This is a genomic window from Tabrizicola sp. TH137 (assembly GCF_002855575.1).
Classification (GTDB): domain Bacteria; phylum Pseudomonadota; class Alphaproteobacteria; order Rhodobacterales; family Rhodobacteraceae; genus Paragemmobacter.
On the sequence record NZ_PKRQ01000006.1, the window covers coordinates 243,784 to 259,328 of the forward strand.

14 protein-coding genes are annotated in these 15,545 nt (G+C 66.3%); 10 read left to right on the top strand and 4 right to left on the bottom strand.

All coding sequences use genetic code 11. The features are described from left to right. Positions 1 to 113: 113 nt before the first annotated feature. On the top strand, positions 114 to 1,487 hold the full coding sequence (locus tag C0V75_RS17980) for a diguanylate cyclase domain-containing protein (RefSeq protein ID WP_101922343.1): 1,374 nt from the start codon (positions 114 to 116) through the stop codon (positions 1,485 to 1,487). A gap of 33 nt (positions 1,488 to 1,520) precedes the next feature. Here the strand turns inward: C0V75_RS17980 and C0V75_RS17985 are convergent, their stop codons facing one another. From C0V75_RS17985 to C0V75_RS17995, 3 genes are read right to left on the bottom strand one after another with little or no spacing between them, the layout of a single operon-like run. After that, positions 1,521 to 1,910 (bottom strand): hypothetical protein, encoded by a 390-nt coding sequence (locus C0V75_RS17985; RefSeq protein WP_101922344.1) that lies wholly within the window; start codon positions 1,908 to 1,910, stop codon positions 1,521 to 1,523. Positions 1,911 to 1,913: 3 nt separating this feature from the next. After that, on the bottom strand, positions 1,914 to 2,519 hold the full coding sequence (locus C0V75_RS17990) for a hypothetical protein (protein WP_101922345.1): 606 nt from the start codon (positions 2,517 to 2,519) through the stop codon (positions 1,914 to 1,916). Further along, positions 2,519 to 5,947, bottom strand: a complete 3,429-nt coding sequence (locus C0V75_RS17995) for an EscD/YscD/HrpQ family type III secretion system periplasmic domain-containing protein (RefSeq protein WP_158241871.1) — start codon at positions 5,945 to 5,947, stop codon at positions 2,519 to 2,521. The genes C0V75_RS17990 and C0V75_RS17995 overlap by 1 nt, the downstream gene beginning before the upstream one ends. Before the next feature lie 316 nt (positions 5,948 to 6,263). On the opposite strand from C0V75_RS17995, the gene C0V75_RS18000 reads away from it, so the two are divergent. Beyond that, positions 6,264 to 8,540 (top strand): secretin N-terminal domain-containing protein, encoded by a 2,277-nt coding sequence (locus C0V75_RS18000; protein ID WP_158241872.1) that lies wholly within the window; start codon positions 6,264 to 6,266, stop codon positions 8,538 to 8,540. A gap of 32 nt (positions 8,541 to 8,572) precedes the next feature. Here C0V75_RS18000 and sctT read toward each other — a convergent pair whose 3' ends face one another. Next, a complete protein-coding gene (gene sctT / locus C0V75_RS18005; RefSeq protein WP_101922348.1) occupies positions 8,573 to 9,397 on the bottom strand; it encodes a type III secretion system export apparatus subunit SctT in 825 nt (274 codons plus the stop codon). A 129-nt stretch (positions 9,398 to 9,526) separates the two neighbouring features. Between sctT and C0V75_RS18010 the strand changes: the two genes are divergently transcribed. From C0V75_RS18010 to C0V75_RS18045, 8 genes are all read left to right on the top strand, one after another. Continuing rightward, a complete protein-coding gene (locus C0V75_RS18010) occupies positions 9,527 to 10,729 on the top strand; it encodes an HrpJ domain-containing protein (protein WP_101922349.1) in 1,203 nt (400 codons plus the stop codon). Positions 10,730 to 10,733: 4 nt separating this feature from the next. Next, positions 10,734 to 11,114: a hypothetical protein gene (locus C0V75_RS18015; RefSeq protein WP_101922350.1), complete on the top strand. Its 381-nt coding sequence runs from the start codon at positions 10,734 to 10,736 to the stop codon at positions 11,112 to 11,114. Positions 11,115 to 11,215: 101 nt separating this feature from the next. Next, complete coding sequence (locus tag C0V75_RS23060) at positions 11,216 to 11,767, top strand: tetratricopeptide repeat protein (protein WP_158241873.1); 552 nt, start codon at positions 11,216 to 11,218, stop codon at positions 11,765 to 11,767. Continuing rightward, positions 11,764 to 12,879: a type III secretion system translocon subunit SctE gene (sctE, locus tag C0V75_RS18025; RefSeq protein WP_101922352.1), complete on the top strand. Its 1,116-nt coding sequence runs from the start codon at positions 11,764 to 11,766 to the stop codon at positions 12,877 to 12,879. Before C0V75_RS23060 ends, sctE begins: the two co-directional genes overlap by 4 nt. A 26-nt stretch (positions 12,880 to 12,905) precedes the next feature. After that, positions 12,906 to 13,907, top strand: a complete 1,002-nt coding sequence (sctB, locus tag C0V75_RS18030; RefSeq protein ID WP_101922353.1) for a type III secretion system translocon subunit SctB — start codon at positions 12,906 to 12,908, stop codon at positions 13,905 to 13,907. Positions 13,908 to 13,916: 9 nt separating this feature from the next. After that, positions 13,917 to 14,468 (top strand): hypothetical protein, encoded by a 552-nt coding sequence (locus C0V75_RS18035; RefSeq protein WP_101922354.1) that lies wholly within the window; start codon positions 13,917 to 13,919, stop codon positions 14,466 to 14,468. A gap of 22 nt (positions 14,469 to 14,490) precedes the next feature. Beyond that, complete coding sequence (locus tag C0V75_RS18040; RefSeq protein WP_101922355.1) at positions 14,491 to 14,967, top strand: tetratricopeptide repeat protein; 477 nt, start codon at positions 14,491 to 14,493, stop codon at positions 14,965 to 14,967. Further along, a complete protein-coding gene (locus C0V75_RS18045) occupies positions 14,964 to 15,518 on the top strand; it encodes a tetratricopeptide repeat protein (protein ID WP_101922356.1) in 555 nt (184 codons plus the stop codon). Before C0V75_RS18040 ends, C0V75_RS18045 begins: the two co-directional genes overlap by 4 nt. Positions 15,519 to 15,545: the final 27 nt, after the last annotated feature.

A 15,545-nucleotide genomic window follows, 5' to 3' on the forward strand; every position in this document is an offset into this window, starting at 1 on the left:
CGATCACAAGATCATGAAACTTGCCCGCAGTCTGGAAAGCATTCGTTAACGGATTGGTAAGACTTCCTCCACCACAGTGGAACGGCTTCGGGCAAGCGGTGGTCTGACGGAATATGGCGGCGCGGATTCTGATCGTTGACGATGTGGCGACCAACCGGATCGTCCTGAAGGTGCGGCTTGCCTCGGTCTGCCATGACACGATCCTTGCCGGGGACGGCAAGACCGCGCTGCGCATGGTGCAGGACCGCAAGCCCGATCTGGTGCTGCTGGACCTCAACCTTCCCGACATGGACGGCTGCGCCGTGCTGCGGGTGCTGCGTGCCGATCCGGCCACGCGTGACATACCGGTGATCGTCCATACCGCCTCCACCTCCGTCGCGGCCCGCTTTGCCGCCTTCGAGGCCGGGGCGGATGACGTGCTGACTAAACCGCTGGACGACCTGCTTCTCCTCGCCCGCATCCGCAGCCTGTTGCGGCGCAGGGAACCCGGCGATGCCACCACTCCGCCCGAATTCACCCTGCAAGAGGCCTCCACCCCTTATGACTGGCCCGGCCTGATCGCCTTGACGGCGTTTCCCCCTGCCGACGGCCTTCGCCTGAAATCCGGCCTTGCCGGGCTGATGCCGCATCAACTCGCGCTCTGGGACGGCGAGACGGCGCTTGGGCGCGGCGCCCCGGTCCCTGCGGGTGCCGCGCCGGATGCCTTCCTCATCGACGCAGGCGACGGCGGCGCCGACGAGGCACGCACCGCCAGCGCCCTGCGCCTGCTGTCGGAACTGCGCGCCACGCCCGCCCATCGCCATGCCGGGCTGGCGCTGCTCGCCCCCAGCCCCTCGGCCGCCGCCCTCGCCTATGACCTTGGCGCGGACGAAGCCATCGTCCTGGGCAGCACCGAGGCCGAAATCGCCCATCGGCTGCATGGGCTTATCGCCCGTGGCCGCGCCGCCACCTTCCGCCGCAACGCGCTGCGCGACAATATCCGCCTCGCCCTGACCGATCCGCTGACCGGCCTCTTCAACCGCCGCTACGCGCTGCGGCGGATGGGCGAGATGGCGGTGGATGCCGCCCTGCGCGGCGCGGGGCTGGCAGTCATGATCGTGGATATCGACCGTTTCAAGACGATCAATGACAGGCATGGCCACGCCACGGGCGATGCCGTCCTGATCGAGGTTTCGGCCCGCCTGTCCGCCCGTCTGGGACAAGGCGATCTGCTGGCGCGGATCGGCGGTGAAGAGTTCCTCATCGCCCTTGCCCGCCACCCCGCAGCCGAAGCTCAGGCCTTGGCGCAACGACTCTGCACGGCGATCAGCGGCCACCCCGTCACCCTTCCGGGACTGGGCGAGGTGGCGGTCTCCATCTCCATCGGGCTGGCCATGGCCCCGCCCGGCACCCTCCCGGACGAGGCGATGGACAGCGCCGACCGGGCCCTCATGGCCGCCAAGACGCAGGGCCGCAACCGCGTCATCATGGGCAGTTCGGCAGCGTGAAAGGATGGGGCGGACGCCCGCCTCCCGCCCGGCTCAGGCGCGCAGCAGGGCCGCCAGCGCCGTCCTGACGTCTTCGTCCAGAACGGTCTCGCGGGCCAGCAGCTCTGCCGCTGCCTGCAAGATGGCGGCTGTTCCCGGGGGGCTGACCCGCGCCAGCGCCGCAAAGCGCTGATGCAACGCCTCCCGCGCCCTTGCGATGGCGCCGGGTTCGCCAAGCTCGGGCGAGATGCGGTCGGGAATGATGAAACCGGCCAGCCGCTCTTCCAGCGTTTCCCGCCGCAGGATCGCATCCAGCGGGCGCTGTTCGGGCAGGAACGGAACCCGCGGCCGCTGGCCCGGCGGCAGATGCACCTCATCGCTTTCGCGCCAGCGCCGGATATCGGCCAGACCGCTGTTCAGGGGACCGATGCGACCGCTCTGCATGGGTCAGCCGTTGAACTGATGGACCAGCAGCACATGCTGCGTGAAATGCAGGATGCTGCGGTTCGACACCATCCCCCGCGACGTCAGCGCCGCCTTGGCCAAAGAGCGGCGGCCGATATCCACCTCGCCATTCTGCAACGCCAGATAGCCCTTCAGCGCCAGGATTGCCGGATGCTGCACGGTCGGCCCATCCATCAGGCACAGGATGGCATAGGCTTCGGCACTCCGGCCCAACGTGGCCAGTGCAAGACCGATCCGATACAGAAGGCGTCGGTCCGCCCCTTTGCGCGCGACCATGGTCGCGATCATCCGCCCCAGCGCCTCCGGCAGATTGCCCGAGCCGGCATCGACACCCGCATCCTCCATCGCCTGGAAAGGAGGCTGCGGCACATCCGCCAGCGCGGCGATACCCGCCAGCGGCACGACAGAGCGTCCCGCCCGCAGGGCAAGGCCCGATATCAGGTGCAGCGCCGTCTCATGCTCCCCCTGCCGTTCCGGATCATCGCCGTCAATCACGGCCACCGGCCCATCGCCTTCGGCGGGCTCGATGTCCCGCGGCAGCAATTCCAAGGCGACCGTCGCGCCGCTGAGATGCCCGGACCTGCCCATCAGTTCATCCCGCAGCCATCTGCGGGGCAGGATTCCGCCACGCGCCAGCCCAACGCATTTCCATAAAGCTGGACACGCGTGCCCTCCGCCGTGCGCAGAAGAATGCCCAGATCGCCGATCGAGGTGATGCGGCTCGTGATGTCCGGCGCGGCCCCTTCGCCCAGCTTTCGCCCATCGCCAAGTTCCACATAGCGATCCGCCACCAGATTCGCCCCGGCCAGCGGAAGCGTGGCCCTCGGCACGTTGCGGAACAGGAACTCCACGAAATCGGGATTGCGCTCCGTCTCGGTCAGGAAGGTGGAACTGCCGCCGACCATCTCGCCAAAGGCGGTGCCGGTCTGCCGCAGACAGGCCCGCACCCGTTCGGGCGAAAGGGCGGTTTCCATCACCACCTCCCGCACATCCGGGGTCAGGCCCGTGACATCGCTGTTGTTCGACACGCTCAGCGCATCCAGCAGAAGCAGAGCGGTCGGCAGCATTCCGGGCGTCAGGCGGGCCCCCTCCCAGCAGGCGACCGACTGATCCACCGGATAGGGCAGGGCCGAAAGCGGCTGCGGCAGGCGCATCAGGGTCTTGCCGAACTGAAGCTGCTCGTTCTGCATCGCGACCAGCGCCAGCAGATTGGGCGAAATCGCCGGATTGCCACCCTCCGCCGCGCCCTCTTCGCGGGCCATCACCTCGTTCGCGGCATCTATCATGGGCTGCACGGAGACCATCTCGCCCTGCGGCAGGGCAAAGAGCGGCAGGGTCATCGCCGGTTCCCCCGCCGATGGCGCGGGCAGAGAGGCCGTGCCCTCGGCCCCCGCCACCCCGCCCGCCAGCACCGGCGCAGAGCCGAGACCGAGCACAACGGGACCGGGCGCAGGGGCACCGCCGTCCTCGCCCGCCCCCGCCTGCTGGGCTAGGATCAGCCGGATCTCATCCGTCAACTCCTCCAGCGCGCCGGAAAGACCCAGATCCGCGATGACGATCCGGGGATTTTCCGCAGCAGCGTTTGCCGATGCGTCCGTTGCCGCAGACGCGCCCGGCAGCACCGTCCCGCCCAGAATGCCGACCGCCTCGCGCATCAGCGCCGGATCGGGCACCTGCCCGGCTGTGATGGTCGCAACCAGCCGGTCATGCACATCGGGGTTGGCCTGTTCCAGCCGATCCAGCGCGGCAGTCAGGCCTGCGGCCCGCACCGCCGATGGGCTTGCAGGCACAACCGCAAGCCCCGGCATGCCCTGCCCGGCCACATCATTAGCCGCGATACCTGACCCACCCGCCACATCTGCCATGGGCGAGATCGTCCCGGCGGCTTCAGGCGCCGCCGCCCCGGACAGCCCGTCGAGCCCGGCTTCCGCGGGCGGCATCCCGGCCCCCTCCGCCGCGGCGCGCCGCTGCTGCACCACAAGGGCCATCCCCTCGGGTAGCGCGGCGAGCGTTCCGATATCGCCCAGTCCCGGCACCGCGATCCCGGCCTGCGGATCAGCCTCGGGCGGGACACTGCCGCCCAGCGCTTCCACCACTTCCTGCACCACAGGCCGTTCCAGCCCGCGCCCGGCGTCAAGCTCGGTCACAACCTCCGCGTAGAGACCCGGATTGCGCTCCTCCAGCAGGTCGAGGGCCAGCGACAGGGCCGCGAACCGCGCCTGTTCGCCGGGGCCAAGGGCCTCCCCCTCCGGCAACAGCACCGGGCCGCTCCCCTCCGCCACCCCGGACAACCCCGCCGCCGAAACCGCCACGCCCGGCCTCGCGGCGGCAGCTTGAACCGCGACCGGGGCCGCGCCCCCCTCCTCCACCGATCCGATCCGGAACTGCATCGGCAGCGCCGGTTGCGGCACGGGCAAAGCCGTCACCGCCGCCCCGTCCAGTGGCGCCACCGGCGCCGCGCTCTCTGGACGCGACAGCAGGTTCCGCAGGTCGGCCGCCAGCCCGTCCAGCGATCCGATGGGGCCCAGACCCTCGACCACGACCTGCGCCGTGCCATCCCCACCGGCAGGCGCAGGCTCAATCCGCCCGCCGATAACCTCCAGCACCTCCTGCAAGAGGCCCGTTTCGGGGGCTCGGCCCGCCGCAACATCCGCGACGACCTGATCGTAAAGCGCAGGGCTTCTCTCGCGCAGACGATCCAGCGCAAGCGCAAGGGTGCCCGGCCCTCCGTCCAGTTGCGGCGCTGCGCCTTCGGTCGGCGGCACCGCAGGCGGCTGCCCGGCAAAAAGCGACTGCGCATCCAGCTCGTTGGGTTCCGTCAGGGTTTCCGGGGCCACCACCCGGCCCGGCTCGGCGGCGGCAACCGGCCCCGTCCCGATGATCACCGGCGCCGTGTCCACCTCGGCAGGCTGGTCCAGCGTCACGAAGCTGCGCAGCGGAATCTCCTGCGCGAAGCGCCGCGAATAGACGCCGATCAGCCCAACCCAATTGTCCATCTTGTCGCGCGGCACGATCCCCGTCGCCTCGACAACCAGCCCGTCGAGGCGAAAGATCACCAGATCGGCCAGACCGGCATCCCCGGCAATGCTGCGCAATTCGGCCAGGATCGAGTCGGCCGTGCGGATTTCGCTGCGCAGCGAAGCAAGGCCGAAAACGCCGGTCTCGATGCTCTCGACCAGCCGCTCCGCCGTCGCCGGATCAAGGATGGTCCCCGACAGCGTCAGGTTTCCGGCCTCGTCCAGCACGAAGCGCACCGGAAGCTGCAGGCTGTCGATCGTGCCCTGCACATCGGCCCGCAGGTTCTCGCGCACATAGACGCGCAGCGTCGCGGGCAGGCCGCTTGCATCCAGGCTGTTCTGGATGGCGCGCCGCTCCACCTGCTCTTCGACATAGCCTTCGATGGCGATGGTCCCGTCCGCCCGCTGAACCACCGTCACCTTACCGGCAAAGGGCATCGCGGCGATCTCCTCGCGCAGGGTCGCAAGGGCCTGCACCGTCACATCCGCAGCCGATCGCTGCGCGGCATCACTGCCGAAACTGCCAAGGACGCCCACCACGGCAACGATCGCCAGAACGGAACCCGCAGCATAGATCGCGCGCTTCGGCACGGTTGCGATCAGGTCCTGCAAGGCCGCCGATGCCGCAGCCCGGCGCGGCGGCGCCGCCGGACTGGCCGGACCGAAGGCCGACCAGTTGGCATTCGGCCCGGCGATGACAAACTTCGACAAACCGGCCGAAATCGCATCCATCTGCGCGATCTCGCGCCAGGTTTCATCCCCGCGCGGGACGGTCATGCCCGAAGCCGTGACCAGATCGCCCTGCCCCGCCCGCAATTCGACCTTGCCGTCCCGCAACCGGACATAGCCATGGATCGGCTGCAAGGCGACATCGTCAAGCTGGATGTCGGCCTCCCCCCCGGAGCCGAAGCTGTAGGTCCCGTCGGACAGAAAGACCTCCGCCCCGAACTGGTTCCCGCTCAGGACCTTGAAGACGTTATCGCCGGTCAGTTCCGCCATCACCCTCTTCCGGTGCTTGTCCCATCGCGCCATCCGATAGGGCCCCGCTGCCGGCAGGAACTGCTCCGGCGAGGGGGCTTGCAAACGGCCTGCACAACCTTGGGTGTCAGCCTAGCGCGCCAGACGCGGCGCAAACGTGTCATACGGCACTCTCCGCGCGCGGGTTTCATGGTTGAACCTTCGTCAACGAAACGCGGGTCCTTGCGAGAGTGCGCTGAAACGTCAGGCAAGGGGCAATCGCTGGGATCGGGCGGGGAAGAAGATGGCAGACACTCGTGGCGAACGGATGCACCCGGCGCAGTCCGGAGGGGGGCGCTTGTCCCTCCGGCGCCTCCTGTCGCGCGGTCTGCTGGCCTCCGCAGCCCTCGCCGCGCTGGTCGCCTGCTCCGACGGGATGCAGGTCGAAGCGCAGCGCAAGGCCCTGGTCGTGGTCCGCGATCCGGCCACCGGGGCCGAACTTATCACCACCGCGCCGGAAGCGCAGAAGATCAACTTCTTCTCGCGCGAGAACCTGCGCGCCACCAGCTTCTCGGGCAATGCAAATCCCCGCTTCGGGGCCAATACCTCCGGCGATCCGACAGGCTTCCTCGACACCCGCAGTTCCAACCGCGAGCCCGGCGACATGGAGGCCAATCGCGGTGCCTTCTACACTGAAGTCGGCGGAAGCGAGGTCGTCATCCAGCCCATCCCGCCCCAGCGCATCCTCGGCGGCCAGTGGCAGGGAACGCTGGACAATGCCACGGTCCAGCTCGAATTCACCGACGAACCGCTCGGTTCGGTCGTGCAGCGCGTGCTGGGGGGCATCCTCGGGGTGAATTACAACATCGGCACCGGGCTGGAAGGGACCGTCACCTTCCGCTCGGAAGAGCGTTTCACCAAGAAACAGGTGCTCGATGCGCTTTCCGATATTCTCGCCCGCAACGGCTATCTGATGCAGTATTTCAACGGGGTCTATCACATCGGCCGCCCGGAAGAGATGCAGACGCTCACCGGCATCCGCGGCCTCTCCTCCTCCGAGGCCGAAGAGACGACGGTGCTGCGCCTCCGCCGCCAGGCCCCCGACAATCTGGCCGACATCATCAACGCCATCCTGCCTGCCGGCACGAACATCCAGCTTGTCGATGACGGCAACGGCGTGCTGATCAACGGCGATCCCGATCAGTTCGCCGCGATCGAAGGCCTCGTGAATGTCGTGATGGGCGACAACCAGCTTGGTCATCTGGCCATCCTGCCCCTGCGCCGCTCTCCGCCCGACGTGGTCGCGGACCGGCTCACCACGATCTACGAAAGGCGGGCGAATGAACTGGTCCTCGTGCCGGTCGAAACCATTCCCGGCATTCTCGTCATGGCCGCACAGCCCAGCCTGATCCAGGAAGTCCAGACCATCGCCCGGCAACTCGATGTCGAAAACCGCGACACGCCCAAGGTCCGGGTGATCCAGTTGCGCTATCTCGACCCGTCCGAACTGGCGGATCAGCTCAACAGCCTCGTGGATTCGGAATCCGTCGGTCCGGGGCCCTCCGGCCCGGTCTCCGACCGCGACCTGTCCAACATCGTCTCGGCCGCCATCGACCGCGCCAATCCAGTCAGCACCCCCTCGGGCGAAGAGGGCGAAGGCAACATCGCCATCCCGCCCTCGCGCTTCGTCGGAGCGAATGCCGGACAGGGCGCTGCCGCCCAACCCGAAGCCGAGGCCCGCACCGAACGCCCCGGCGCGGGCGCGGGCATCAGCTTCAGCCCCGATGACCGCAACAGGGCGCTGCTCGTCCGGTCCACCTTTGCCGAATTCCAGCAGATCCAGGAAGTCGTCAAATCCATGGATGTCCCGCTGTCGCAGGTGGCCATCGAGGCGACGATCCTCGAAGTCGATATCAGCGACGAACTGCAATACGGCGTTCAGGCCTTCCTCACCCGCAACGGCTTTACCGGGCGCTCCTCCGACACCTCCGGGGCCGCCATGCCCGAAGGCGGCGGCTTCGCCTCGACCCTCAGCGTCGTGCGCGGCGACACCAGCATCGACCTCGTGCTTCAGGCGCTGCAAAGCGTGACGGATGTGAAGGTGATCTCCTCGCCTTACCTGACCGTGGTCGATGGCGCGACCTCGCGCCTGTCGGTGGGCGACCAGATCCCCTTCACCATCGCCTCGCAGACCTCGAACTCCAACGGCACCGTGACGGTCACCCAGGAAACCGATCTGCGCGATGTCGGCGTGATCCTCAGCGTGACCCCGCGCGTGAGCCCGGACAATTCCGTCCTGCTTGAGATCACGCAGGAAGTCTCCTCCGCGCGCGAGGTTTCGACGGCCGCCGGGTCCAATCCCGTCATCGCGCAGCGCAGCATCACCAGCCAGATCATCGTGCAGTCCGGCAGTTCGGTCCTGCTCGGCGGCCTGATGCAGGAACGCACAGAAACGACCGAGAACGGCATCCCCGTGATCCGCCGCATCCCGATCCTCGGCGAGGCGTTCAACCGGACCGAAGACACCCAGTCGCGCAGCGAGCTTCTGGTGATGATCACCCCGCGCGTGGTGCGGACGGATACGCAGATGAACGACATCACCCGCAAGCTGCGCCTTGCCATCGGGATGAACTGATACGCCACGGCATGGCCGCAGCCGCCACGCCCTCAGGGCCGTTCGGCCCCCACCCGCAGGATTTCGTAGAAGCGGTCGAAAAAGACCTCGACCATCGCCTGTTCGCCCACCGCGTGATCCATCATGATGGGCAGGTAGAACAGCAGGATAAGCATGGCGATGGCGCTCTTGATCGGCATGGCCAGGATGAAGACCTGAATCTGCGGGGCAAAGCGGCTGATCATCGCAAGCGCGAATTCCGCAAGGAACATGATCACCACGACCGGCGCAGACAGCAGGATCGCCAGCATCGTCCCGCGATCAAGGATTTCAAGCATGAGGGCCGGAAAGGACGCATCCCGCCCGATCGGCAGCAACCGATCGACAGGCCATTGCGCATAGCTTTCATACAGCAGGCCAAGCACCACCAGAAACCCGCCCAGGGCGAAGAAATAGGTCACGAAGGCCTGCGAAAAGAGAAGGCCCATCGGCGATGCCTCATGCCCCTGAAGAGGGTCTATGGACGACGCGATGGCCGTGCCGCGCTGGTTGTCGATATAGGTTCCCGCGGCCTGGATGGCCCAGAACATCCAGAACACCAGATAGCCCAGCACAACGCCAATCGCGACTTCCTTGGCGAAATAGACCATGAAGGACGGCACATCCGCCGTGAAGACCTGCGCCTCGGCCTGTAGCCCCGGCACCAGCGGCGCCGTCAGCACCATGATCACCACGTTGCGCGCGATCCTCGGCATCACCTGCGGGTTCAGCAACTGGCTTGCGATCAGAAAGGCATAGGCCCGCGGCAAGGCCATCAGATAGGCCAGAACCTGATCCCTGAACGCCTCGTAAAGAAGGACGACACCCGCAAACTCCATGCCGCAGAGACTGGTCCACCCCGCCCGCCCTTGGCAAGCGGGGCCGGACCGCCGCGCCTTCTGCGGGTGTCATACGGCACCCCCGGCGCGTGCAGTCTTGCTAGCCTGCCGTCATCGCAGGAGGCCCACATGAGTATCACGTCATCTTCCGAAGTCATCCGCGCCCAGCTTTCCGTCAACAACGCCACCTCAATCGTCGGCAGCGAGATCATGGCCAATGCCATGGGCAAGGATCAGCGGACGAACGAAGCCGTCCGCGTCACCCCGACGAAATCGGACCTGACCGACGCGCTCGAGGAACTGGGGATGAGCGTGGCCCATCGCGGCAAGCCCGACATCGACAAGATCAAGGCCCGCCGCGGCGCCGGATCGGATGTCAACGCCCTGTCCCGCATCGCCGATTACCTCGACCAGCTTCCCGGCCTGCCGAGCGAGGAGAAGTACAAGCAACTCGTTGACAAGCTCCAGCAGTTCCAGCAGCGCATGGATCTGTCCTCCGGCGGCAGCGGCGGCGACGGCCAGATCACGGCCGACGATATCCGCAAGATGCTGGCCGAATATGACGGCGACATCACGCATCAGGCCTATGCCCTCGAACGCCTCCGCAGCGAGGCCATGTCGCAGGGCGCCGCGCCCTCGGTCCTGGCCGCGCTGGATCAGCTTCGCGCCGAATTCAGCCGGCCCGAAACCATGCGCGACATCCGCGCCGGTCTCGTCTCCGGGCGCGAGGCGCACCGGATCGGCGATCGTTTCGGCTCCGATCCCTCCAGCTTCCGCGACAGCTACCGCGAGCTTCTGCGTGAACCTTCGCCGCGCCTTGGCCCCATCTTCGACACGCTCCGCAAGTTCAGCCTGTCGGACTCCTTCGACGAGGTCATCGAAAGCTTCCTCAAGGTCGCCGGCAATGATCTGGCCAGCGCGGGCCCCTCCTCCGACCCGATCCTTCTGGGGGCGCTGGTTTCGGAACTCTCGAAACTCAAGAACCTCCGCACCGTCCTGAAATCCTCCGAAGACATGGCGGCAAAGCTGGATCGCACCTTCCCGCCCGGCTCCGGCACCGTCCGCCCCAGCGGCGAAGAGATTGCCTCCCGCCTCCTGCATTTCGCGGGCATGTCGGTTCCCGGCTTCACCGATGCCAACGCCCTGCTGCGCGGCTACGAGGGCGAACCGCCCGAGGTGCCGGTCATGTTGGTGAACCTCCTGCGCAACCAGCACTCCCTTCTGCCCGACAGCGTGATGCCCTCGCTCCAGGCACATGAACAGCAGTCGCGCCTGCTCCTCAATCTTTCGGATCGCGTGGTCGAGACGGAAGAAAAGGCCTTCGGCGGCTGATCCCGTGTCACGTCTTGGCAATGCCGCGAAATCCACCATCTCGCAATTCGCCGGAACGCTCGGCCTGACGGCGCGGGAAAGCGAGGATGGCAGTTTCGGCTTCGACTTTTCCGAAACCGGCCGCCTCACCGTCATGCCGGACAGCGAAGGTCGGCATGTGCTCGTCAGCATCACCCGGCGCACGATGCTTGACGGCGTGGTGGCTCTCGCCCGCCTTGCCGCCATGGCCGGGCCTCTGCCGGATGGGCGCATGGTCCAGGCCGGGCTCACATCGACCGATCAACCTGTCCTCGTGATCGCTCTTCCCGATCAGGATTTCAGCGTCCCCACCCTCGACCGCGCCCTGAACGACCTGCGCGCCATCTACGACTCGCTCGGATTCTAGCCCTGCCAGGCTGTGCTCTACAGCACTCTGCCGGGATGGGCATCTGCTATCGTTTCCACCACCGGCTCATGCTGCGAATGCCCAATCTGCAAAGGTTCAAGATGGCCGACCTTCCGGAAACTCCGCCGGGGATATCGACAGACCGGATCGCCGCGCTGATCGGCGAAGCTGTCGATCAGTTCCTCAAGGACATCAAGGCGGACGAAAACCCGATCGTCCGCGACATGATGGAAGGTCTGACCGTCGCACAGGCGATGGGCCTGACCCGCGACGAACTCGAGGCGCTCTATGCCGCGGCCTTTCGCCTGCTGGCGGCGGGCAACTTCGCTGCGGCGGTCGACTCCTTCGGCTATCTGGTGATGATCGACCCTCTCCATGCGCCCAACCACTATTGCCTTGGCGTGGCCTGGCAGGGGATGGGCCGCATCAAGGATGCCGAACGGGAATTCGTGAATTTCCTCGCGCTCGATGCCACCAATCCCGACGGCTATCTCCGCCTCGGGGAATGCTATCTGCACCGCGGCGCCACCGCCCTTGCCCGCGAGGCGTTCGAACTGGCCGAGGCCGAATGTCGGAACGGCCATGGGGACGGCATCGCACTGGAAGAAGCCCGCGCAAAGCTTGCGCTCTTGAACAAGGACGCCACGGCATGAACACCCCCGTTTCCCAACCCACGACCCGGCCGGGGACCATCGGGCAGACCGGCACCTCGACAGGCGGCGTGACGCAATCCAGCCAGACCAGCCAGACCCAGACCACCACCGGCACCGGCGTCATCGGCTCCGTCGGACCTGTCCCCGATCAGGCCAGTCCGGTCTATACCAACCTGATCCAGCAGCTTCGGTCCTTCCTGCCCAATACGACGGTGGACGACTTCGAGGCGATGCTGGCCAAGGCCACGTCCAAGCTGAAGGACGCGATCACCACCGTCCAGGAAGGCCGCGCCAACAACGAGATGGAATCCAAGCGCGTCTCGATCAAGGAGAACGAAGCCAAGATCGACGAGTCCAAGAAAAAGCTCGACGAGGCGGAAGCGAAACGCAATTCCGGCAACATCTTCGACATCCTGTCGCTTGTGTTTCAGGCGATCGGCGCCGCCCTTCTCACCGCATTGGGCGCCGCGCTGATGGCCACCGGCGTGGGCGGCGGACTGGGCGGGATGCTGCTGGCCTCGGGCATCATGATGATGGTCAGCTTCGTGAACTCGGTCACGTCAAAAGAGAATGAAGGCGCGGGCATCCTGGGCTCCATCGTCAAGGCTGCCGGGGGTGACGACAAGGCGGTGATGGCCGCCGACGGGGCCTTTGCCGCCGCCATGCTGATTGCCGCCATCGCGATGATCCCGGTTGCGGCCAAGGCGGTCCCTGCGACGGTAGCCGACATGTCGGCAAAGCTGTCGAAAATGGCCGAGACCCTTGGCCGCACGCTTGCAAGCATCTTGGGCGAAGTGCTGACGAAGGTCACGCAGGCGGCAAAGCCGCTCGGGCTTGCGCTTCAGACCGTCACCAGCACGCTGGATGCAGGCACACAGATCGGCTCCTCGGGCATGGGCCTGGCAGCCACCATCGATAAGAACGAGGCGACGAAGCTGCGCGCCGAAAGCACCGAGATTCAGGCCATGATGCAGCAGCTTGACGATATCATCGACATGGCCCTGACCCTGCTCATGCAGATCAACGGCAACATGCAGGGCATGCTCGATCAACTCTCGGACATGATGAAAGACACCGGAGACACGCTCTCCAACACCCGGTTTGCCGGCTAAGGCAGTTTCAGTGAAAGGTTGATCAGATGAGCATCACGATCCAGACCCAGGTGCCGACGACCACCCCGGTCACCACCGACGGCACCAAGAACACAGGCCAGGTTTCCACCACCGGCAGCGGCATCTCCGGCACGACGGGGACCAGCGGCACCACCGGCGTTCCGCCGCAGACCGGGCAGACCCAGACAGGGCAGACCCAGACCGGGACCCTCACCCAGACCAGCGGCACGCGCAGCGGCAATACGACGGAAACCAAGAACCGCGTCTCGGATGCACAGACCCAGGGGATGGAAAAGGCCTATGAACTCCTGAACAAGCTGATCAAGAGCCTGCGGGACCCTGACCAACTCGCCGCGCTGCTGATCGAAATGAACGACTTGCAGCGCCAGAACGCGCTGGATCAGCGCCTGTCATCGCGCGACATCGCGAAAAGCCAGTTGGAAGGTCAGGCCGCCGAAATGATGCAGGCCGCGGTCAAGGAAATGGCCGCTGCCGCCGTGGCCGTCGCCATGGCCGTCGTCACATTCGCCGTTTCCTTCGCCGGCACCCTGAAGATGGGGGGCGAAATCAAGGAAGGGGCGCAGGCGGGATCCAAGTCCGCCTCCATCTCCGAAAAGGTCTCGGCGATGAAGGATGACTTCCAGAAGCACATGAACAACATGAGCCCCGAAATGGCCAAGAAGATGGAGATGAAGATCGCCTCCATCGAAAAGTCGGCGGCCAAGCTCGACCTCGCCTCGAACATCGGGTTCCGCAATTCCGATCAGACGAACCTCGTGACGCAGGCCTTGTCCACCCTTCTGCGCGGGGTCAGCGAAGCCATGGAAGGCACGCTGCGCGGCTTTGCAAAAATGGATGACGCGCAGGGCCAGATCCTTGCCGCCAATGCCGAAGACACCAAGGCCGATGCCGACCAGATCAAGTCCTACATGGATGCCGTCGATGATCTGCTGAAGTCCGCCCTGGATTTCATCCAGAAACTCAACGATGCCGAGGTCGAAATGATGGCCTCCGCCTCCCGGCTCTAGGCCAAAGCCGTGTCGGCTGACCTGCGTCAGGTCCTCGCGGTTCTCTTCAACGCCCTCAGCCTCGGCCCGCCTCCCGCAAATCCCGAGGCGGCCGAGCTGTTCGAGGTTGATGACGCCCGCTGCACCGTGTCTCGGGCAGCGTCGGGAACAGAGGTCCTGCTCACCCTGGAAATCGGCACCCTGACGCGCGACCCCCATGCCGGGGCTGACCGGCTCCGTCGCCTGCTGCGATCATCGCTCGGGCTCGCCCTCGTCAATCGCGCCGCGATTGTCTGTGACGATCCGCCGGATGAGGCGGGTCTGCGCGCCCTGCATTCCGGCATGGCCTCCGCCCCCGCCCTGCGCTTCAAGGCTGTCGCGCAGATCGGCAACAACCGCCCCGCCGAAATCATCGCCGCGCTTCAGGACGTGATCCAGCTCCGCACCGTCGCACTCGACTATCTGCTGCGGGACGATACGCCCTTCGGCACCGACGAGGCTGGACCGTCCCTCGTCCCCGGCTCCCCGGCAAACCCGTCCGGGCCGGACGACCGGTCCGGGTTCCTCATCTTCCAGCCATGACCACGATCCCAGGAGAAGCCCCATGAAAGGCGAACATTTCATCGCGCTGCAAAGGCAGATTCTGGCCGAAGTCGTGGAACAGCCGCTGATGCAGCGCATGGGCCTCAAGGATGGCGATCTCTACGGTGCCGCCGTCGCCGCCACTGCATCCCTGCGGTCAGGCGATTTCGACAAGGCGCTCAACGCCTTTGCGCATCTTCTGCTGCTCGACCCGGTCAACCCCGACTTCCACGCCGGTCTGGCCGAGGCGGCACTTGGCGTGAACGACTACGCCATCGCGCTGCAAAGCGCCTCTGTCGTCGTCGCGGCGAACCCTTCTGCACCGGATGGCTATTTCCTCTCGGCCCGGGCCTGCATCGGCCTCAAGGAACCCGCGCTCGCGCTCGAAGACCTGGCAGAGGCAGAGCGTCTGGCGCTGAAATCGGGGGCAGCCGCGATCATCGACGCCACGCGAAAGCTCAGGGCCCTGATCCGCGACGCCGAGCCTGCCGCACAATGACCGCCGCGCTGCTGGCACAGCGGATGCTGGATGGCCTGTCCGACACGGCCCGCGCCGAGATGGAGGATGTCCTCGCAGAATTGTCGCGCGGCGGTCAGGGTGATCTGGTCGCCCTCTTCTCGGCGCTTCTCGACGGTCAGGACCTCACCACCGCCCTGAACCTCCCGGACGGGACGGTCGCCCTGCTCTATGCGCAGGCCCATGCCCGGTTCAATGCCGGGCAACTCACCGATGCGCTCGGCCTGTTTCAGGCCCTCGTCGTTCTGGCCCCCAAGGTCAAGGATCACTGGCTTGGCCTCGGCATCTGCCTGCGCCTCTCCAACAGCCTCGCCGGGGCACGGCTCGCCTTCGCCGCTGCCCTCGATCTTGCAGCAGACTGCCCCGCCGTCACCTATCATCTGGCCGAACTCTGCCTCGCCGAAGACAAGCTGGATCAGGCCCGCGCGCTGATGCAGGCGTTTGCGACCTTCGAGGACAGCAGCTTGAAGCAAACGATCCTGCCCGAGGCGCGGCGGCTGATCACGGCGATCCACCTGCGGACGGGCGCATGACGGGCAGGGGCGGATCTCCGGCGGAAG